Annotated in this window: 22 protein-coding genes and 1 pseudogene; 6 read left to right on the plus strand and 17 right to left on the minus strand. The window is 69.2% G+C overall.

Annotated elements, in window-relative coordinates; translation table 11 throughout:
• Positions 1–54: 54 nt before the first annotated feature.
• The 12 genes from WMF22_RS40815 to WMF22_RS40870 form a co-directional block, all read right to left on the minus strand.
• Positions 55–231 (minus strand): hypothetical protein, encoded by a 177-nt coding sequence (locus WMF22_RS40815; protein ID WP_438033242.1) that lies wholly within the window; start codon positions 229–231, stop codon positions 55–57.
• A 6-nt stretch (positions 232–237) separates the two neighbouring features.
• The gene (locus tag WMF22_RS40820; protein WP_438033243.1) at positions 238–726 is read right to left on the minus strand and encodes a hypothetical protein; all 489 of its coding nucleotides are present in this window, start codon (positions 724–726) and stop codon (positions 238–240) included.
• Entirely contained in the window at positions 701–892 is a 192-nt protein-coding gene (locus WMF22_RS40825) for a hypothetical protein (protein WP_438033244.1), read from the minus strand. Before WMF22_RS40825 ends, WMF22_RS40820 begins: the two co-directional genes overlap by 26 nt.
• Positions 893–1,167: 275 nt before the next feature.
• Positions 1,168–1,392, minus strand: a complete 225-nt coding sequence (locus WMF22_RS40830; protein WP_437613523.1) for an addiction module protein — start codon at positions 1,390–1,392, stop codon at positions 1,168–1,170.
• Between the two features lie 136 nt (positions 1,393–1,528).
• Complete coding sequence (locus WMF22_RS40835) at positions 1,529–1,756, minus strand: hypothetical protein (RefSeq protein WP_438033245.1); 228 nt, start codon at positions 1,754–1,756, stop codon at positions 1,529–1,531.
• Entirely contained in the window at positions 1,753–2,022 is a 270-nt protein-coding gene (locus tag WMF22_RS40840) for a hypothetical protein (protein WP_437982047.1), read from the minus strand. Before WMF22_RS40840 ends, WMF22_RS40835 begins: the two co-directional genes overlap by 4 nt.
• Positions 2,023–2,160: 138 nt before the next feature.
• Positions 2,161–2,583 carry an HNH endonuclease gene (locus tag WMF22_RS40845; protein ID WP_438033246.1) on the minus strand — a complete coding sequence of 141 codons (423 nt, stop codon included), beginning with the start codon at positions 2,581–2,583 and terminating at the stop codon, positions 2,161–2,163.
• A gap of 34 nt (positions 2,584–2,617) precedes the next feature.
• On the minus strand, positions 2,618–3,022 hold the full coding sequence (locus WMF22_RS40850) for a hypothetical protein (protein WP_438033247.1): 405 nt from the start codon (positions 3,020–3,022) through the stop codon (positions 2,618–2,620).
• Positions 3,023–3,067: 45 nt separating this feature from the next.
• Positions 3,068–3,604 (minus strand): hypothetical protein, encoded by a 537-nt coding sequence (locus tag WMF22_RS40855; protein WP_438037320.1) that lies wholly within the window; start codon positions 3,602–3,604, stop codon positions 3,068–3,070.
• Between the two features lie 535 nt (positions 3,605–4,139).
• Positions 4,140–4,652 carry a hypothetical protein gene (locus WMF22_RS40860; RefSeq protein WP_438033248.1) on the minus strand — a complete coding sequence of 171 codons (513 nt, stop codon included), beginning with the start codon at positions 4,650–4,652 and terminating at the stop codon, positions 4,140–4,142.
• A complete protein-coding gene (locus WMF22_RS40865) occupies positions 4,649–5,053 on the minus strand; it encodes a hypothetical protein (protein WP_438033249.1) in 405 nt (134 codons plus the stop codon). The genes WMF22_RS40860 and WMF22_RS40865 overlap by 4 nt, the downstream gene beginning before the upstream one ends.
• A 703-nt stretch (positions 5,054–5,756) precedes the next feature.
• Positions 5,757–7,631 carry a metallophosphoesterase gene (locus WMF22_RS40870; protein WP_438033250.1) on the minus strand — a complete coding sequence of 625 codons (1,875 nt, stop codon included), beginning with the start codon at positions 7,629–7,631 and terminating at the stop codon, positions 5,757–5,759.
• Between the two features lie 884 nt (positions 7,632–8,515).
• Between WMF22_RS40870 and WMF22_RS40875 the strand changes: the two genes are divergently transcribed.
• The gene (locus WMF22_RS40875; RefSeq protein ID WP_438033251.1) at positions 8,516–8,716 is read left to right on the plus strand and encodes a hypothetical protein; all 201 of its coding nucleotides are present in this window, start codon (positions 8,516–8,518) and stop codon (positions 8,714–8,716) included.
• Positions 8,717–9,025: 309 nt separating this feature from the next.
• Positions 9,026–9,523, plus strand: a complete 498-nt coding sequence (locus WMF22_RS40880; protein ID WP_437295343.1) for a hypothetical protein — start codon at positions 9,026–9,028, stop codon at positions 9,521–9,523.
• Between the two features lie 218 nt (positions 9,524–9,741).
• Here WMF22_RS40880 and WMF22_RS40885 read toward each other — a convergent pair whose 3' ends face one another.
• Positions 9,742–10,662: a LysR family transcriptional regulator gene (locus WMF22_RS40885; RefSeq protein WP_438033252.1), complete on the minus strand. Its 921-nt coding sequence runs from the start codon at positions 10,660–10,662 to the stop codon at positions 9,742–9,744.
• A 256-nt stretch (positions 10,663–10,918) separates the two neighbouring features.
• Positions 10,919–11,065 (minus strand): hypothetical protein, encoded by a 147-nt coding sequence (locus WMF22_RS40890; protein WP_438033253.1) that lies wholly within the window; start codon positions 11,063–11,065, stop codon positions 10,919–10,921.
• Positions 11,066–11,396: 331 nt separating this feature from the next.
• On the opposite strand from WMF22_RS40890, the gene WMF22_RS40895 reads away from it, so the two are divergent.
• The 3 genes from WMF22_RS40895 (at position 11,397) to WMF22_RS40905 (ending at position 13,225) form a co-directional block, all read left to right on the plus strand.
• Positions 11,397–12,290: a TauD/TfdA dioxygenase family protein gene (locus WMF22_RS40895; protein WP_438033254.1), complete on the plus strand. Its 894-nt coding sequence runs from the start codon at positions 11,397–11,399 to the stop codon at positions 12,288–12,290.
• A 280-nt stretch (positions 12,291–12,570) separates the two neighbouring features.
• The gene (locus tag WMF22_RS40900; RefSeq protein WP_437295347.1) at positions 12,571–12,927 is read left to right on the plus strand and encodes a type II toxin-antitoxin system VapC family toxin; all 357 of its coding nucleotides are present in this window, start codon (positions 12,571–12,573) and stop codon (positions 12,925–12,927) included.
• Positions 12,928–13,045: 118 nt separating this feature from the next.
• Positions 13,046–13,225 carry a hypothetical protein gene (locus WMF22_RS40905; protein WP_437295348.1) on the plus strand — a complete coding sequence of 60 codons (180 nt, stop codon included), beginning with the start codon at positions 13,046–13,048 and terminating at the stop codon, positions 13,223–13,225.
• 266 nt (positions 13,226–13,491) lie between these two features.
• Here WMF22_RS40905 and WMF22_RS40910 read toward each other — a convergent pair.
• Positions 13,492–13,703, minus strand: a pseudogene (locus WMF22_RS40910) (MarR family transcriptional regulator); the annotation flags it as partial.
• A gap of 148 nt (positions 13,704–13,851) precedes the next feature.
• Here WMF22_RS40910 and WMF22_RS40915 point away from each other — a divergent pair.
• On the plus strand, positions 13,852–15,333 hold the full coding sequence (locus WMF22_RS40915) for a hypothetical protein (RefSeq protein WP_438033255.1): 1,482 nt from the start codon (positions 13,852–13,854) through the stop codon (positions 15,331–15,333).
• Between the two features lie 100 nt (positions 15,334–15,433).
• On the opposite strand, the gene WMF22_RS40920 is transcribed toward WMF22_RS40915, so the two are convergent.
• Entirely contained in the window at positions 15,434–16,267 is an 834-nt protein-coding gene (locus WMF22_RS40920; protein ID WP_438033256.1) for an SDR family NAD(P)-dependent oxidoreductase, read from the minus strand.
• A 125-nt stretch (positions 16,268–16,392) separates the two neighbouring features.
• Complete coding sequence (locus WMF22_RS40925) at positions 16,393–17,475, minus strand: zinc-dependent alcohol dehydrogenase family protein (RefSeq protein WP_438033257.1); 1,083 nt, start codon at positions 17,473–17,475, stop codon at positions 16,393–16,395.
• Positions 17,476–17,547 lie beyond the last annotated feature (72 nt).

The following is a 17,547-nucleotide window of genomic DNA, read 5'->3' on the forward strand; positions in this document are numbered from 1 at the left end:
CCGAGCGCAAGCGGGATCGTCGGTCGCAGCGGCTGCCTCGAGGACACAGTATCCTCAGATCGATCCAAGCGTCGCTGATGCAGCGAAGCTTCCCGAGCCGAGGCTGCCGCCGATGAACCACTCGCGGCCGAGGCTCTCGAGCGCGGCGGCCACGCGCAACGCGGAGACGACATCCGTCGAGCTGCTCATGACGTCACGCGGCGCCGGCAGGGCGGCAGATGCCAACTGCATCTGTGCTCAGGTCCGTCGCCGTTCGTCGAGCGTCGCACGGAGCACCTGGAGCATGAGCTGATCCTTGGGTCGGGTGAGCTTCTCCTTGATCGCGATGAGCCGTTCGAGCGTGATGACACGTATCGAGATCCCACCGAGATCCAGCCCCTCGCTGTCGGCCAAGAGTTCGTCGTACGATGTTCCTTCCTCGATTGTGCCCAGCAGGTCCAGCGTTCCCATGTTGGTCGCCAGCAGCTGGTGCCCAGTGGAGGCCAGATGAGAGGCGGTTGGTGAAAGCCTCCTCTGGAGATCTATCCGGTAGACGGCATCGAGCTCACGCAGCGCGCCGAGCAGCCGTTCGATATTGTCCGGCGTGCGAGCGTGTACGACGTCCAGATCGAACGTGTTGACGGGGGCTCCCTGGATCACGGCGGCGACGCCACCGACGACGATGAAGTCGACTCGATGCCGGGCGAGCAACCCGAGGAGTTCAGCGATCTTCGTCGGAGCGGGCATGCGATTCTCGCGCGCGCCTGCTCTCGCGGGCGAGCGTGACGAAGTCGATGTGGGCCTGGAGAGTGGCGACCCGATCTGCTGGCGTGAGGCTCAGCATCCAGCGGATGAGCGTGAGGTCGACGCCGTCCTCATTGTAGACCGGAGGTGCCGCTTCAGGTTCGACCATCTAGGGTGGAGCGTATCACGCACGGATGCGACGGACGAGCCTTCGCATCGCGGCGGGCTGTGCCGCACTCCAGCCAGGCATGCGACGCCAGGCGTCTCGCCGGCCCTCATTGCGCGGATCCTGCCCGGTGTTGTGACCAGAGACTTCCGCGATGGCCATCCACCAGGACGGACCAGATGGGGCGGGGGCGCCATCCGCCAGCCTGAGCCGCCGCTGCCGGAGGTTGGCCTCGTTCAGCTCGACCTCAGCCCGGTGGTGAACGATGACCGGGAGCGTCACCGGAGCCGCGCGCGGGCGTCACGAAAGACGTCCTCGGCCGGTCGCCCCCGGGACGGATCTGCGTCGAGCTCTGCGTCCCGGCGCGTCGCTTCCTCGGTCCAGAGGCGCCTGTGCTCCTCCTCGGAGAGCTCATCCAGGCTTTCCAGAAGCGTCTCTGCGAGACGTGCGCGCTCCGCGACGGGCAGCTTCAGGGCTTCGGCTTCCAGCTCGGGAAGGTTCACGGGGGGATTGTACCGCGCGGCTCGGAGGCCGCGCAGGCGCGCTTCCCCATCGGCGAGGAGATGCCGCGACGACGGCGATGGCCGACGTCGACTGGCATGACGCAGGCACGGAGCGACCTGACCGAGCTCGGGCCAGTCAAGCCACCGTCGGTCGCTCCACGGGCTCCAGCGCCTCTGCCGCTGCCAACAGGCCGGCCACGCCGCCGAGCACCTGCGAGGTGGCCAACATGCTGGGCGTGACGAGCTCGCCGCTCAAGCCCGAGCAGATAGGCGGCTGCACAAGGAGTTGCCCGTTGCGGAACTCCTGGACGACGTGGCGGCGTTGCTCGCCGAGGACGCGGCCGCGCTCGTTCCGCCTGTTCAATGCATCTGCAACCGATCCTCGACTTTTTTCCTAGCTGCGGGGATGGCATCCTGCTGGGCATGACCGTCGAGCAGATCGTCGCCGCCATCCGCGCCCTCCCTGTCACCGATCGGCTTCGCGTGATCGAGCTGGTCGCGCACGAGGCCGCCGGCGACGTCCCTGCTGCAGACCATCCAGCTCGACGTGAGGGCGTCACCTTGACCGAGCGGCACGGCCTGCTGCTCGTCGACGCTGACGCCACCATGCCGGCCGAAGTGTTCGACCATCGCCCCGATCGCGATGCGCGAGCGAACCGGATCCAGGGAGACTCGTGAAGCTCGCCTTCGATACGAGCGTGCTCGTCGCCGGACTGCACCGGGCGCATCCGCTCCACGGTCGCGCCGTCGTCTGGTCGGTAGCCAGCGCTACGCGGGCGGGTGCCAGCCCACCTCGGCCCAGCGCCGGCGTGCGGCGACGATCGTCGCGCGGTTCATCCGGAGCGCGATGACCGTTGCTCTCCCCGACGGAGTCACGCCCTCCACCCTGGTCGCGTCGACGCTCCACGTGAAGTGATCGCCCCAGCGATGGAGGCGCGGGTTGAAGAGGGGCACGACGTCTCCCGTCAGCGGGTCGACCGACTCCGTGGCGCCTGCCTTGAACTCGTTGCAGGGGCGGCATGCGAGGCACACGTTCTCGAACGAGGTCGGCCCGCCCTTCGAGACCGGCGTGATGTGATCGCAGGTCAGGGGAATCCCGCTATTGGCCTCGCTCGTCAGGCAGTATTGACAGCGGCGCCGATCAGCCTCCTCGATACGAGAACGGAGCAGCTCGGAAACGTAGGTTGACACCGCAGTCCGTCTTCTATCTCGTGGAGGGCAAGCGCTACGGAGAAGGGACCGTATGCCCGCGCCATCGCAGGAGCGCCGCAGCGTGCGCCTTGCGGAGCATGAACAGGTCGCTCTCGTGGCGAAGACGCTCGAGCTCGATGCGCTCCGCCGGCGTGAGGAGTCCGTGGGCGTTCCGGTCGAGCAGCTCGTCGTGGCGTGCGAGCTCTGCTTCGGACCTGTGGCTCTTTGCGATCTGCCAGAGTGCCTGGTCGTCCAGCTTGTCGAGGCAGGCGAGGTCGACCTGGAACTCCGGCGGCGCGTCGTCCCAGGCGGGAGGGCTGCCGAGGCTCAGCGCCCGCAGCATCACGGCTTCGAGCGGCTGTCGGGTCGCGAGCGCAGTCCCCCTCAGCCGCTGGTAGAGCGCCTCGGGGAGAGCGAGGGTGACGGTGGCGGTCGACATCGCGCTGGGATAGACGCGGGAGGGAAGCCCGCTTCGCCGTCGAGCCTAGCACGAGGAGCACCCCCGCTCCCCCCTCCCCGGCCAACGGCGATGATGACGAGGGCGAACGTGCGGCGGGCTGCTGGCCGGGGCGGTGCGCTGGAGGTGGCGGGCTGGGTGCACAGGGGCGCAGCGCGCCGGCGGCGGGGCGCAGCGCGCCGCGAGGGCAAGGCGCAGCGCGCCGCGAGGGCAACCCCGTGGACGGCGGCGTAGCGGCCGCTGGGCGTGACGATGACGTGGGCCGAAGTACCGCGCCACGCGGGCGGCGTCGGTGAGGAGCGCGCCCCGGCGCGCGCGGACGGCGTGGTAGCGGCGGCCGAGCTCGAAGGCGGCGGCGAGCCGGGTCGCGTCGAACAGTGCGATCTGGGTGCGCTCGGCCAGCGCCGCGGGCGAGAGGCGGCCGAGCGAGGGGAGAGCGGCCGTGCCGAGGATGCGCGGGCCGACGCCGGGCAGGCCGAGCACCATCTCGAGCAGGGCGGCCTCGGTCGCGGTCGGCAGCTCGGCCGCCGTCTCGGCGGGGGCGTCGACGGGGGCGCGGCTCATCGGGCTCATCGGGGCCACCTCCGAGAGCGGATGAGCGCGCGGGCAACGGCTTCGCGTCGCTCACCGAGGACATCTGGCACGAGCGCTCACCGCCGGTTCCTCGCGAGGCGGGGTGCCCTCCCTTGCCCTAAGCTCGCTTCCGGCCGACATCCTGGCTCCTTGCCAGCTCCAGCGGAGCCGACCTCCGATCCTCCTGCCATGCAGGAGCGCACGCGTCGCTCGAAGACGGCCTTGAATTACCCGTGAGCCCGTCGATGATCACGAAATCGACCTGCTCACCGACGAGCGCTTCAACGACGCGTCACCGAAGCCGCTCGTGGGCGTCACGAAAGACGTCCTCGGCCGATCGCCCCCGGGACGGATCTGCGTCGAGCTCTGCGTCCCGGCGCGTCGCTTCCTCGGTCCAGAGGCGCCTGTGACCGTCCGCGCGACGCCGGTTACCTGTTCCGATCGCGACGAAGGAGGAAGCGATGGCGACCGCCTTCCACAAGCACGCTTCAGAACGCGCTCTGCGGAGCGGCCACGACTATTATCCCTAGCCCTGAGCTTTTGCGGCAAGGGTCTCGAGTGGCCGCCTGAGCGCGCCGTATGCCGCGTCGGGCGTGGTATGGGCGAGCTCCTGGTGGAACCCTCCGTGAGCCAGTCGATTGCGCTCGTCACGAATTCGATTGATCTGACCCAGCAACGATTCCGAGAAGCTTTGCGGCTCGAGGACGCGATACATCACTAGCCATGTCGAGATCGCGTCCGGCAGCGTTTCTGTAACTTGCTTCTTCGACATCCCGCTGCGCTTGGCAATGTACTCGAAGAAGCCATCCTTGAAGTCCGCCTCGAACCCTGCAAACAGTCGCATGAGGGCTACTCGGTACAGGTCCTCGCGCTCCTCCTTGAGCCGCACCTTCCGCTCGCCCTTCTTGAGACGCAACAGGTCGCCAAGCAGCGCTTGTAAGTGAATCTCCTGGTCATGCTCTTCACTGAGTTCCTGAATGTGTTTCAGCCGAGAAAGCTGGGCATCGTACCAGGCTTTAGCCTTGTCGAGGTGCTTCATCGTAGAAGCTCCGCGAGAACTTCGTCGCGGAAGGTTTCCTCGGTCAGAGGCTTGAGCGGGCCGTGAACCCCCTCCCAGGAATACATCCATCCGGACGCGCCAACATATTCCAAGAGGGCGGCGCGGGCGCCCGAGCTAACCTCGACCTGAGGTCGTCGCCCCGCTAGAAACGACCGCGGCTGCACGGTCACCTGGTCGTCTTTGAAGTGGATTGTAATCGCCGGTAGATTGAGACGTTCGTCAATATGCTGCACGAACACGCTCCACTCCTGTACCCCTAGCGGCAACCCCTCCACCCACTTACGGATGTCGCCCATCAGCGTTGTCACGACCTTCTCGAATTCCTCGAGATCGGTCGCCTTCTCTTCCCCACGCTGTTTTAGAACGTCTTCCAGGCTCATTGATGCACTGTACCATGTTCCGGTTTGCGATGCCAGATCACGCGGCCAGAGTCCGCGCCCGAACCCATTCGCGCCGGAACCACATCAATGGTCCTCTGCTGCGGAAGATGCAATGGGCTGCCAACCTCGTATTGCAGCAGCCGTGGCCATCGGTCGCTCGCTCCCTCTGGACCACGCAGCTGAATGCGGGGACGTTGGGCGGGCGGAGCGGCGCGGGACGCCGGGGGGGCGACCCCATCAACGTTGCCAGGGATCGGGGACACTTCGCCTGCCGCACAGGGATCGAGCATGCGGAAGACGGTGAGCTGCGCGGCGTTGTTGCTCCTCGCCGCCGTTTCTTCGGTCCATTGCGCCGGCACGGTCGGTCGTCCACCACCCGCTGGCCCCGCCCGAGCCTCCCCCGGCGCCTCCCCTGCACGCCGCACACGCCGAGCCCGCCCCTGCGGCCGCCGCCGCCTCCGCCGCCCTGGCCCGGCGTGCCCCGGCCGCCGTGGCCGGACCAGTTCGCCTCCCAGCCGGCCTCGCTGATGCGTTCGATGCTCGGGTGGGCTGCACGGCCGAGGAGGTATGGAGCATGCGCGCGGCGTCGTGAAGCTGCCGAGTGACACGCGAGAGCTGGTCCAGCGGCGCGCCCAGGGGGCATGTGAGTACTGCCACCTTCCACGACCAGTTGCCGGAGGGTGAGCATGGCGCGGGCGAGGCGTCATGCGCGGCGGGCGGTCGGGACCTCGTAGGCGAACGAGCCGCGCTCATCGAGGTGGTAGGCGGAGACGTCACGGTCGATCTTCCGCCCGCCGGCGCTCATGAACATGCGCCGGGGAAAGACGCGCACGCGGGCCTGCGCGGCGCCGGGGAGCAGCTCGAAGCGGCCGGCGCTGAAGCCATGGAGGCGGGTGACGCCGCGGCCGCCGGGGCCGTCGTGCTCCTCGAGACCGAAGAGGGAGGCGCCCTGCAGGGCGTGACGCGCGTGGCCGCCGCCGTGGGCGGTCGAGGTGGCGGTGCCCTCGTGCATGTGGCCGAAGAAGTGGGCGGCGAAGCGACCGGCCGGGTCGACCTCCTGGCGGAAGTCCTGGCGCGCCTGCAGGTGGAGCCACTCGGGCGGGTGGTGGGTGAGCAGCAGGTTGATGTGATGGCGCTGCAACCACTCGGGGGCGTCCTCGTCGCAGACGACGTGGAGCTGGCGTGGGTCCACGGCGAGGCGCTCCTGGTAGTCGCCGCCGGTGAGCTGCAGGAACGCCGAGTTGAGACCGATGACGCCGAGCTCGAGGCCGTGGAGCGACAGCGAGGTCGAGCTGTCGCCCGGCAGGATGCCGAGCGTCCGGCGGTCGCGGACGTGCCACCGGCAGGAATCGACCCACGCGGTGTAGGGCCTGAAGATCTGCGCGAGGCGCTCGCGGTAGCCGAGGCTGTCATTCACGTCGAACACCTGGTCGCGCAGGCGCGCGTTGGCGTGCCACTGCGAGAGGGCGAGCACGTACGGATCGAGATCGCTGGGGCGCCTCAGATCGTGGTTGCCGGGCACGGTGATCAGCCGCGGTTGCGAGCCGAGCTGGTCGAAGCGCCGCCACAGCCTGTCGAGGGTGGCGTCGAGCTTCTTGAACTCGTCGGCGGTGCCGCGCTGGGTCAGGTCCCCGGTGAACAGCACGAGGTCCCACGGGCCGCACAGGTCGTGCAGGCGCGCGAGGTCGTCGAACAGCGTGGCCATGACGTTCGGCCACAGCCAGCTCGTGCCGCCCATGCCCTGGTGGAGGTCGGTGAGGTGCAGCCAGCCGACCGAGGCGGGCCTCGCGGGCGTGGACGGCGCTGGCCGCGGGGCGCTCGGGTCTTTCTCGGGAGGGCGGGTCGAGCGCGACAGGTTGGCCGAGGAGTCGAGACCCCGAGCGGCCAGGCCGGCGGCCATCGCGTCGCGTCCGGCGGTCGGCCGCGCGGGCTCCGGCGCGGGGGTCGCGGCCGAAGACTCTTCGAGCTCGCCCGCGTCCGAGTCCGCGGCCTCTCCGGCGAGCTGGGCCCCCTGCCAGAGCAGCACGTCGACGCCGTGTGGCGAGATCGTGTGTTCCTCGAGGAGCTTGCGGACGCGAGCGCTGTAGTCGAGGTACCCGGTCGGCTTGCCGAGCGCGATGGGCGGGCCGCCGTCGATCGCGGCGAGCCCCCGCGCCATCGTCGTGGTCGCCGGCGAGAAGCGCATGGGATCCCGGGTGTGCAGGATCATCGACGGGAACAGCCAGCCGCCGCCCGGCAGGCTGCCCCCGCGGCGGAGCGCGGCCAGGTGCTCGGCGAGCCAGGCATCGTCGGCTTGCCATAAAGAAGGCACCGCCGCGTTCACGCCGTCGAGCGCGGCGACCAGCAGGTTCGCGTTGTTGCCGACCAGGCCGGTGGCGAAGCGATTGTTCACGTCGCGGCCGTCGACGTGGTCGGCGTTGAAGAGCTGGAGCAGCCGCCGGAGGCCGGTCTCGTCGAGCTGCCCGAGGGAGCCCTCGATCAGCATGCGCGCTCGCGCGAGCGCGCCCTCCCGCCGGGCGATGCGCTCCGGGTGCAGCCTGGCCCGCGTCTGGTGCAACACCTGTTGGCGATCGAGCATAGGCGGCGACTATACCCGGTCGCGGCTCCCGTCGGCCACCTCGCGCAAACGGGCGTCGCCCTGGCCGGGCGAGGCCCATCTGAGCGATCATGCCCTCGTGGAAGCTATGTCAGCGCACCACAAGCGCTGCGCCGAAGCACGCCGTCGCGACAGCGGCTATGTCCCCGGGCACTGCAAGCCCAACCCAGCGCCGACGCACCTCCATGATCGGCTGCAGGTGTCACCGTTGGCGGCGGGAGGGAACCATTGCGCTCCGAAGGTCCCGCCCTCCCCTCCCTCGGCGGCCTCGGCGGCGGCCTCGGCGGCGGGCTCGACGCCGCGGCTCGCTCGCTGGACAGTGCGGCGTGCGGGTCGAGCTTCATCCTGAAGCGCGCGCTGAGCTTCGTGCGGCGGCCATCTCCTACGACGAGAGGCGCCCCGGGCTGGGCGACGAGTGCATCGCTGAGGTCTCGTGCCTCGTCGATGCTCGATAAGATTGGAGAGGCCCCGACATCTCTTCAGATCTGGCCAGGGACCTCTCCTGCACCACGGAGCATCCGCAGAGCGATCGTGAAACGCCGAACTGCCCCGGCTGGGCCACCGGAGCAACCGGCCGGCCCCTGACGCGGCCTATCGCAGGGCAAGAATCCGGCTTGTCGCTCGGAGGGATGCGTGACGGTCAGCAGCTTCTCGCCCTGCTCCAACGGCGCGTCGGACAGGCCCAGTACCCACGTATCGGAGCGGAGCAACTGGGCCACTCGAGCATCGCGGGCGGCGTCGTGGTGTCGATCGAACCGATGAATGGTGGACACGAGCCCGGCCCGACGGGCTGCTCGCCGAGGCGGCAGCGCTTGCGGCGATGAGCGACCCATCGTATAATTAACGATCAATTGAGGTGACGCGTCATGTCGCTCGTGGAGTTGCTCCCGGATATCCAGTCTCTGCCGCGTGCTGACAAGCTCAAGCTGATCCAGTTCCTCGCACAGGAGCTGGCGGCGGCGGAGGAGCCACCTGCGCTCCGGGCGGGCCAGTCCTACTCCGTGTGGTCGCCCGACCAAGCGTTTGCGGCGGCCGAGACGCTCCTCCAGACCTTGCGCACCGAATAGGAACCGCAACGTGTCCATCACGAGTCAGCAGTTCCCCTTCCTGGCGCGCGCCTCAGCATGGCGCCGGAAGCCTTGCGCCGATGCTCCCGCTGACGCTGGTGGGAGGGCGCAGCGTGCGAGCGTTGGGCGCAGGGGCACTTCTTCGCTTCGGAGGGGTAGGCCCTCGAGGGCCCGCAGGCGCCTTCGTCCGGTGTAGGGCCCGCACGGTCCTGCGCCGGTCTCCTTGACAAGGTGGGACAGCCGTCGGATACGCTATCTTTCCACGATGTATGGGAGCGGCACGAGGTGCTATTTTCTGAGCCGCGGGTCATGCGCAGCCGTCAGGCCGACCTACGTGACCGCTTCCTGCGCGCTTCTATGAACCTGATTCAGCTGGCCGACGCCCTGACCGCATGCGCTGTCGCTGATCCCTGGGCGTTCGACGGCGGCGACCTCCTGGAGACGCTCTCCAGGATCGAAATGACGGCCGGCATTCTTCAGCCACCGTTCTCCACGGAGCTCGAGCTGAACGATCGCTTCATCGTCGTCGATCACGAGGCCCATGTGCCGGCGTCCTCTGTCTGGGGCTTCGCCGATCGTACGGAGCTTGAAGCGTTCATCCTGGGCCCCGCGGGGCTGACGAATCCGTTCACGACCTTCTGCGTCGCCTTCGTGGACGGCAGCTGCTGCCCGTTTCGGCTGCTCTACGTCGATGGCGCACGAGATGTCGAGTTCAGCAAAGCCGCGCAGCTGGAGCGCGACCCCTTTGGGCGTGCGTATCCGGAGCTCCGGCTCGAATGGTCGCCGACCGCGCGACGTCGCTCGTGACGCCTCCGTGCAGAAAGAGGCCCAGAGGCGGCCTGACTGGCTCGCTCCGAGCACCGCGGTGCCAAGGAGATTGGCCGCTGCGCCTCGCCGCCTGCATGCGATAACCCGCCGCCAGGCCCTGCGACGCGACGGATCGCGACGTTCGGCGGGCGGGCGCAGCATCAACGTGGGCCAGGTGGGAGACCCCACCTCGGTCGTCATGAAGGGTTCCTCGCCGCTCAGCCCGAACTGGGCCTTCTCCGCGTGCCCGGGGGCCGGGCCTTCCTCGCCACCGGCCGTGTTTCGCGTGCCTGGGTCGCGTAGGCACCGAGCTGCGCGACGAGGTGCTCGAAGACGAGGCGGACGCGGCGCACGGCGCGCAGATCCTCGTGCATGACGACCCAGGCGTCCAGGTGGAAGGCGAGCGCGGGCAGCACGCGCACGAGCGGCACCGGTCGCCGGCTGAGCGGGAGCTGGCACACCCCGATGCCGAGGCCGGCGCGCACCGCGGCGAGCTTCGCGACGTCGCTGTCGCTGCGGAACGCATAATCGCGCGGCGTGGTGACGAGCCCGGCGGCGGCGAGCGCGTCGATCATGGCGCGGGAGCCGTCGGCGCCGATGAGGGCGTGGCCCTGCACGAGCCCCGCGAGCGACGTCGGGGCAGCGCGCGCGGCGAGGTACGCCTTGGTGGCGAAGAGGCCGAGCTCGACGCGCCCGGCGCGGCGCCTCACCAGGCCGGCCTGCGTCGGCTCCGCCATGCGCACGGCGACATCGGCGTCGCGGCGCAGGAGATCCTCGGTGCGATTCGTGGCGACGAGCTCGATATGAAGGCGCGGATGAGCAACGAGGAGCGGGGCGAGCATCGGGGGAAGCACCTCGACGCCGACGACCTCGCTGCACGTGACGCGCACGGTGCCGCGGTCGGCGTCGGTGGGGCTCGACACGGCGCGCACGAGGGCGCGCGCGCTCGCGGCGATGGACTCGGCGTAGGGCAGCGTGGCAAGCGCGAGCTCGGTCGGCACCAGGCCGTTCGGCGCGCGGGTGAAGAGCACGACGCCGAGCTGCGACTCGAGCTGCTCGATCTGGCGGCGCACGGTGGGCTGCGCAGGAACCCCACCGGGGCTGCGCAGGAGCCGGGCGATCGTAACGAAGGACAGCACCGGGGGTGCACAGGAGGGGCCCGGTGGCCGCGCAGGACAGGGACGAATGTTGCGCAGGACACCAACAAGGGTGCACAGGAAGGCGCCCAGGCCGCGCAGGAGACCCCCCGAGGCTGCGCAGGAAGGTCGACGGGGCCGCACAGGAGGGCGCCGGGTCTTGCGCAGGAAGGCCAATGGGCTGCGCAGGACGGTCGGCGGCGCTGCGCAGGAGGCCGCCGCGCTGCCGCTCCGCTGGTCCCCCCGCCGCGCGATCACCTCACTGCCGTGCGCGCCGCGCGCCCAGCACGCCGCCTCCGCCGCCGCCCTGGCCCGGCGTGCCCCAGCCGCCGCCGTCGCCGGCCCAGTCTGCTTCCCAGCCGGCCTCGCTGATCGGTCCCCCCGGGGACTGCTTCGTGCGCAACACCGCACCCGCAACGCTGCTGCCTGCGGAACAGGCGCGGCGCCACATCACGCTTCCGCCACCTCTCCGAGCCTCGTCGAGCGCAACCCCTTGCTCCACGCGCGCTCGCCGCGACGGACCGCGCGCCCCCGTCGTCACGGCGGGGTCGCGCCATGTCCCGGGCTGTGCCGGCCGACAAGAATTTCTCGGGTCACCGGACTGGAACGCCGCGTGCTCAGGGCGAGCCGCGAGCCTGCGTCCAGGCTCGCTCATCGTTCAGGACTGCGAGAAGAGTGCCATGTCCGCCCTCATTGCCCAACAACAGACCTCCCCTCTGCGGCTGGATGTACGACCGTTGACGCCCGTGATCGGGGCGGAGATCCACGGCGTCGACCTGCGCAAGCCGCTGGACCCAGCCACGGTGCAGGCAATCGAGCAAACCCTGCTCCAGTGGAAGGTGATCTTCTTCCGCGAGCAGGACATCTCCAACGAACAGCTGCTCACCTTCGGCCGCACCTTCGGCCCGCTGACGCCGGCCCACCCGATCGCGCTGGGGCTCCCCGAGCACCCGGAGATCTGGGAACGAAAGGCCGCCGAGTACAAGGAGAACCACCGGTCGGACCTCTCCATCCCCACCGCCAAGCCGCCGCGCGACTACAAGGGATGGCACATCGACATCACCTTCGTCGCCAACCCGAACAGGTACTCCATCCTGCGCGGCGTGGAGATCCCGCCCTATGGCGGCGACACGCTCTGGAGCAACCTCGAGTGCGCCTACGACGGCCTGTCGCACACGATCAAGGCGCTCGTCGACGGGCTCCAGGCCGTCCACCGCACGAGCAGCTACGACAGCGGAGAGCCCAGGCCGGGCCGCCGGGCCGCAGGCCCGTTCGCCGCGCTTCACCCGCTCGTGCGCGTGCACCCGCGGACCGGCCGCAAATCGCTGTTCGTCAACCCGGGGACGACGAGCCACATCGTGGGCCTGCGAGAGCGCGAGAGCCAGGCGCTGCTCGACATGCTGGCCGACGAGGTGACGCGGCCCGAGTACGCGGTGCGCTTCCGCTGGACGCCCAACGCGATCGCCGTATGGGACAACCAGGCCACCGCCCTCGCCGGCCCCATCGACTACGCCCACTTCGACCTGCCGCGCGTCGTCCGCCGCATCACCGTCGCAGGCGAGCTGCCCCAGGGGCCCGACGGGTTCCGCTCGCGGCCGCTCGAAGGCGAGCTGTTCGGCGTGCTCGGCTGACGCCGCGCCCTCACGCCGTCTCCACGCCGGCGCCCCGGCTGGTCGGGTGGTCTCGCCCTCCGAAGACCGCGCCGTCGCCCCCGGGGCCCCGTTGCACGAATAGGCCGAGCGGTCCTCCAGCACGCCGCCCGGTGCGCCCCGGCCGCCTCGTCCGCCTCGCTGGGGCTCGCCACCGTCGCCGCCTTGGCCGCCGTCGAGTGCCTCGATCTCGGCCCGATGAGCGTTGCCTGGCTTGCCGCGGGCCTGTACGATCCACCAGCTTCATCCCCGAGGCCTGTGCATGAAGCCGAGCGTCTACGTGGAGACCAGCATCGTCAGCTATCTGACCGCCAGGCGGAGCCGCGATCTGGTGCGAGCAGCGCACCAAGAGGTGACCGTCGAGTGGTGGGCAGGGCGCGACGTCTACGACTTGTACATCTCGCAGCTCGTGATCGACGAAGCTTCCGCGGGCGATCCCGGCGCGGCAGCGCTGCGGCTCCAGGCGCTCGGCGACCTGCCGCTGCTGGAGCTCACGCCGGAGGCTGTCGGGCTCGCCCGTCAGCTCGTTCGCGCCTCCGCCCTCCCGTCCAAGGCAGCCGGCGATGCAGTTCATATCGCGCTCTCCGCGGCGCACGGCATGCGCTACCTGCTCACCTAAAACTGCGCGCACATCGCCAACGCCACGATGCGCCCCAAGATCGAGGAGATCTGCCGTTCTGGTGGCTTCGAGCCCCCGATAATCTGCACGCCTCTGGAGCTCGTCCAGGAGTAACATCATGCGCTATTCCGATTCCATCATTGACGAGGTTCGTGCTGCTCGTGACGCCATCGCCAAGGAGCACGAATACGATATCGACAAGCTCGCCGAAGCGCTCAAGGCGCGTGAGGCCAAGAGCGGGCGAAAGATAGTGCGGCTGCCACCGCGCGAGGTGACGCTCGTTCGCAAAGCATCGTGACAAGGCGATCGGCGGTAGCTCCGCCCAAAGGGCCTCGGGCCGCCGTAGCCGCCGTCGCCACACCGGCGCCCCTGTTGCAGAAATAGGCCGAGCGGTCCTCCACCACGCCGCCCGGTGCGCCCCGGCCGCCTCATCCGCCTCGCTGGGGCTCGCCTCCGCCGCCGCCCTGGCCCCGCGTGCCCCAGCCGCCGTCGCCGGCCCAGTCCGCTTCCCAGCCGGCCTCGCCGATGCGCCCACGCGCGAGGTCATCGTCGCCATCCTCAACCATTGGCGGTCGTGTCATCGCGCCCGGCTCGGTCCGAAAGCTCGACAACGCCGATCGGCCCGAAACGCTCGCTCCCCACCAGCAGCGCAACGAGGGCTCGATCCAGGGAGATCCCCGCCTCCGCGAGCAGCGCCTGATCGCGCCGCGGCTGATTCGTGAGCGCGCTCAGATCGACCTGGCTCCGTGGAGCTCGCGGAGCTTCTTTGTGAAGATCTGTGTATTTTACACAATCCTCTTGACGCTCCGAAAGGGACAATTATATGCATAGTACACACATCAACACCGCAGTCGAACAAAACGTGGCTCCTTACCAAGCGCCCGGTCCCTCCGCTCGCGACGGATCCGGCTGCCCGGAGGTCTCATGCCTGCTTCAACACGTTCGCGTGCCATCGCCCGAGTCTCGCGGTCCGCCCTCACCCTCGCCCTCGCCTTGCCAGCCGCCGCCTCGCTCACCGGCTGCTCCGGGGGCGACGAGCCCACGGAGCCCCAGGCTACCGGGAGCAACCCCACGTTCCACAAAGACGTCGAGCCCATCCTGCAGAAGAGCTGCATGGGCTGCCACTCCGCGGGCAATATCGCGCCCTTCAGCCTTACCGCGTACGACGACGCCAAGGCTGTCGCGGCGCTCATGGTCCAGGCGACCAAGGCGGGCACGATGCCGCCCTTCGCCGTGCGTGACACGGACGAGTGCTCGACCCGTCACGCGTGGAAGGGCGACATCCGCCTCTCCGACGAGGAGATCAGCACGCTGGAGGCCTGGAGCAAGGCCGGCACCCCAAAGGGTGATCCGAAGGACGCGCCCGCATCGTTCGTGCCGAAGAGCCCCGACCTGCCGGGCATGACCCTCAAGGTCACGCCGAACGAGCCCTACGTCACCTCCGGTGAGCAGGACGAGTTCCGCTGCTTCGTCATCGATCCCGGGCTCACCGAGGACCAGTACCTGAGTGGTCTCCAGATGGTGCCCGGCAACCCCAAGGTCGTTCACCATGGGATCATCGCCATCGATCCGGAGCGGACGTCCGCGAGCCTGGCCGGCCCCGACGGGAGCTTTTCGTGCGGCGCCGGCGAGGTCCCGAATGGCGTGGAGATCGATGCGCTCCAGCTGCTCACGGCCTGGGCTCCCGGCGCCGACCCGGTCGATCTGCCCGAGGGCGTGGGTCAGCTCATCCCGAAGGGGTCGCTCCTCATGATGCAGATCCACTACCACCCCGCCGGCACGACGGCCGACCCGGACCTGACGCACATCCAGCTCAGGCTCACCAAGGAGAAGCCGAAGTACGGCTTCCTGTACCACCTGATCGGCAACTTCGATGATCCGGTCGGCGAGCTCGGCTTCGGGCTGCTCCCGGGTCCGGACGACAAGAACGGCGTCGAGTTCCTGATCCCCGCGGACAGCAAGAACCACGTGGAGACGCAGCAGCTCACGGTCCCGCCCCCGGACTCGCCCGCATCGCAAATGATGCCGTTCCCGCCGGGCACGCGCGTCTATGGCGAATTCCTGCACATGCACTACCTGGGCTTCGACCAGAAGGTGACGGTCACGCGGGCGAGCGGCGCACCCGATCAACCCAAGGAGGAGTGCCTGGCGCACGCGCCGAAGTGGGAATTCGACTGGCAGCGCTCGTACTCGTACGACGCGCCCATCGAGACGCTCCCGACGCTCGAGCCGGGCGATGTGCTCCAGATCCGCTGCACGTACGATAACTCGACGGAGAACCCGTACGTGGTCAAGGCGCTCAAGGAGGCGAACATGATCTCGACGATCGACGTGGCCTACGGCGAGGGGAATACGTTCGACGAGATGTGCGTCGCCGGGCTCTCGCTCGTGTACCCGATGCCCTGACGGGAGCGGAGGATCCGCTCTCGCTCCTGTGCCGGCTCGTCGCCAGCGTCCCATAGAGGTTGCCGGACCAGCGGCCTCGAGGATCGCGACGTTCGCTCCATCACGAGAAATACGTGCTGTGGGAGACGTCCTTCCAGGCCTCGTACTCGGCGCGCTGCGCATTTAGCTTCGCCATGATGCCTGTCCAGCTGTCCGCGCCGAGGCTGAGGCGCTGGGGCATCGCTCCAGAATCCACGAGTCGGACGAGGATCTCCGCCATCCGAACGGGATCACCTGGCGCAAGCGCGCCGTCCTTGTCGTTCGCCAGCAGGTCCATGACCGCATGGGCGGTGGCGCCATAGGCGTCGATCCTCGGGCTCCGGAGGTTCCGTTCGACGATGCCCGTCCGGAAGCCGCCCGGTTCGACCGACATCACCTTGAGGCCAAGCGGCGCGACCTCCTGCGCCAAGGCCTCCGTGAGGCCTTCGAGCGCGAACTTGGAAGCGCTGTAGTACCCGAGAGCGGGCATGGCGACGACGCCGTTCATCGAAGAGATGTTGATGATCGTGCCGCGCCCCCGAGCGCGCATGCCGGCCAGCGCTGCCCGCAGGGTGGTCGCGACGCCGAAGAAGTTCGTCTCGAAGACGGTCCGGATCTTCTGATCTTCTCCTTCTTCGACCGCGGCGAGATAGCCGAGCGCAGCGTTGTTCACGAGCACGTCGATGCCGCCGCGCCACGCCTCGGCGGCGGCCACCGCGGCCTCGATCTCGGATGGCTTGGTGAGATCCATCGAGAGCGGGAGCACAGCGTCGGGGTACGCCTCCACGAGCCCTCCGAGGCGGGCGCTGTCCCGCGCCGTGACGGCGACGTGATGGCCGGCGCGAAGGGCAGCGTTTGCGATCGCGGCCCCGAGTCCGCTCGACGCTCCGGTGATGAACCAGGTCTGGGCACTCATCTTCTGTTCCTCCTGATGGCCGCATTCTGCGGCCTGCCATGCGGTCTGCAGCGCTCTTCCTCCGCGGCCAGGCTCGCGAGCCTGCGCCGCGGTCGTCCCGTGTCGTCCCGTGATTGATCGTTCGCCTAGGCCTGGACGCGCACGACGACCTTGCCGACGGCGCCCCCCTGGAGATGGGCGACGGCCGCCGGGAGATCGCCCAGGTCATAGGTCGCGGCCACGACGGGGCGGATCCCGAGACCATCGATGGCCCGGATCATGTCCTCCAGCGCTCGCCGGGGTCCGACGCCGATCGCGTTGATCGTCGCGCGACGCAGGAGCAGCGGGCCGACCGGGGTCGAGATGCGGTCGCTGTCCAGAAGGCCGACGAGCAGGATCCTTCCGCCGTAGGCCAGGGCTTCGACGGAGGTCGCGAGGTTCTCGCCCGCGGCCATCTCGATCACGGCGTCCGCGCCGCGGCCGCTCGTGAACGCCATGACCTCGCGGTCCCAACGGGGACGGGCGCGATAGTTGATACCCGCGCGTGCGCCCAGGCCCAGGCCGAACGCCAGCTTGTCATCGCTGCTGGAGGTCAGGATCACCTTCGCCCCGTGCGCCGCCGCGAACTGCAGCGCGAAGAGCGAGACGCCGCCCGTACCCTGCACGACCCAGGTCTGCCCCGCCCTGACCCGCCCGGTCTCCACGACAGCCATCCAGGCGGTCAGACCCGCAGTCGAGAGCGTGCTCGCCTCCTCGGGGCCAAGGGTCTGGGGCGCCGCGACCAGCATGTCTTCGCGGACCACCGCGTACTCGGCCAGGCGGCCCGAGACCGCGATGGTGTTCGTGTGAAGGCCCGGGGCCGCCCCGTCGATCCAGTCCTCGATGTCGACGCCGACCACCCGATCTCCGAGGGAAAACCGCGTCGCGAGCGGTCCGAGCTCCACGACCTGCCCGGCGAAGTCGCTCCCGGGCACATGGGGGTGCGCCAGCTCGCCCATGCGGCCTTCCCACATCAGAAGATCGCGGTAGTTCAGCGAGACCGCCTGGATCTTCACCAGGACCTCCCGAGGCCCAGGCTCGGGCCTTCGAGCATCGCGGAGCGTCAGGTTCCGGACGCCTGGGGCATCGAGCTCCCAGCGCCGCATGCGCGGCCTCTGCAGAGCTTGCCCGGCGTCGGAGCGCTTCGGTGTCGTGAACCCTGAACTGATCATCTCGTGCCTCCCGTGCATCGACGGCAATTCGTCCTTGCGGAGACTTAGCCGTCGCGCCGGCGGCGCTGCAGTGGCTCAGATCGTGAGGCT

This window comes from Sorangium sp. So ce204, from assembly GCF_051526795.1.
Classification (GTDB): Bacteria; Myxococcota_A; Polyangia; order Polyangiales; family Polyangiaceae; genus Sorangium; species Sorangium cellulosum_B.

Excerpts from the sequence above, each read along its gene's own strand:
- WMF22_RS40875 (WP_438033251.1), top strand. The coding sequence starts at position 8,516 with ATGTCGCTCGTGGAGTTGCTCCCGGATATCCAGTCTCTGCCGCGTGCT.
- WMF22_RS40905 (WP_437295348.1), top strand. The coding sequence starts at position 13,046 with ATGCGCTATTCCGATTCCATCATTGACGAGGTTCGTGCTGCTCGTGAC.
- WMF22_RS40855 (WP_438037320.1), bottom strand. The coding sequence starts at position 3,604 with ATGAGCCGCGCCCCCGTCGACGCCCCCGCCGAGACGGCGGCCGAGCTG.
- WMF22_RS40920 (WP_438033256.1), bottom strand. The coding sequence starts at position 16,267 with ATGAGTGCCCAGACCTGGTTCATCACCGGAGCGTCGAGCGGACTCGGG.
- WMF22_RS40825 (WP_438033244.1), bottom strand. The coding sequence starts at position 892 with ATGGTCGAACCTGAAGCGGCACCTCCGGTCTACAATGAGGACGGCGTC.
- WMF22_RS40820 (WP_438033243.1), bottom strand. The coding sequence starts at position 726 with ATGCCCGCTCCGACGAAGATCGCTGAACTCCTCGGGTTGCTCGCCCGG.
- WMF22_RS40880 (WP_437295343.1), top strand. The coding sequence starts at position 9,026 with ATGCGCAGCCGTCAGGCCGACCTACGTGACCGCTTCCTGCGCGCTTCT.
- WMF22_RS40860 (WP_438033248.1), bottom strand. The coding sequence starts at position 4,652 with ATGAAGCACCTCGACAAGGCTAAAGCCTGGTACGATGCCCAGCTTTCT.
- WMF22_RS40850 (WP_438033247.1), bottom strand. The coding sequence starts at position 3,022 with ATGTCGACCGCCACCGTCACCCTCGCTCTCCCCGAGGCGCTCTACCAG.
- WMF22_RS40870 (WP_438033250.1), bottom strand. The coding sequence starts at position 7,631 with ATGCTCGATCGCCAACAGGTGTTGCACCAGACGCGGGCCAGGCTGCAC.
- WMF22_RS40925 (WP_438033257.1), bottom strand. The coding sequence starts at position 17,475 with ATGCACGGGAGGCACGAGATGATCAGTTCAGGGTTCACGACACCGAAG.
- WMF22_RS40900 (WP_437295347.1), top strand. The coding sequence starts at position 12,571 with ATGAAGCCGAGCGTCTACGTGGAGACCAGCATCGTCAGCTATCTGACC.
- WMF22_RS40840 (WP_437982047.1), bottom strand. The coding sequence starts at position 2,022 with ATGGTCGAACACTTCGGCCGGCATGGTGGCGTCAGCGTCGACGAGCAG.
- WMF22_RS40865 (WP_438033249.1), bottom strand. The coding sequence starts at position 5,053 with ATGAGCCTGGAAGACGTTCTAAAACAGCGTGGGGAAGAGAAGGCGACC.
- WMF22_RS40815 (WP_438033242.1), bottom strand. The coding sequence starts at position 231 with ATGCAGTTGGCATCTGCCGCCCTGCCGGCGCCGCGTGACGTCATGAGC.
- WMF22_RS40915 (WP_438033255.1), top strand. The coding sequence starts at position 13,852 with ATGCCTGCTTCAACACGTTCGCGTGCCATCGCCCGAGTCTCGCGGTCC.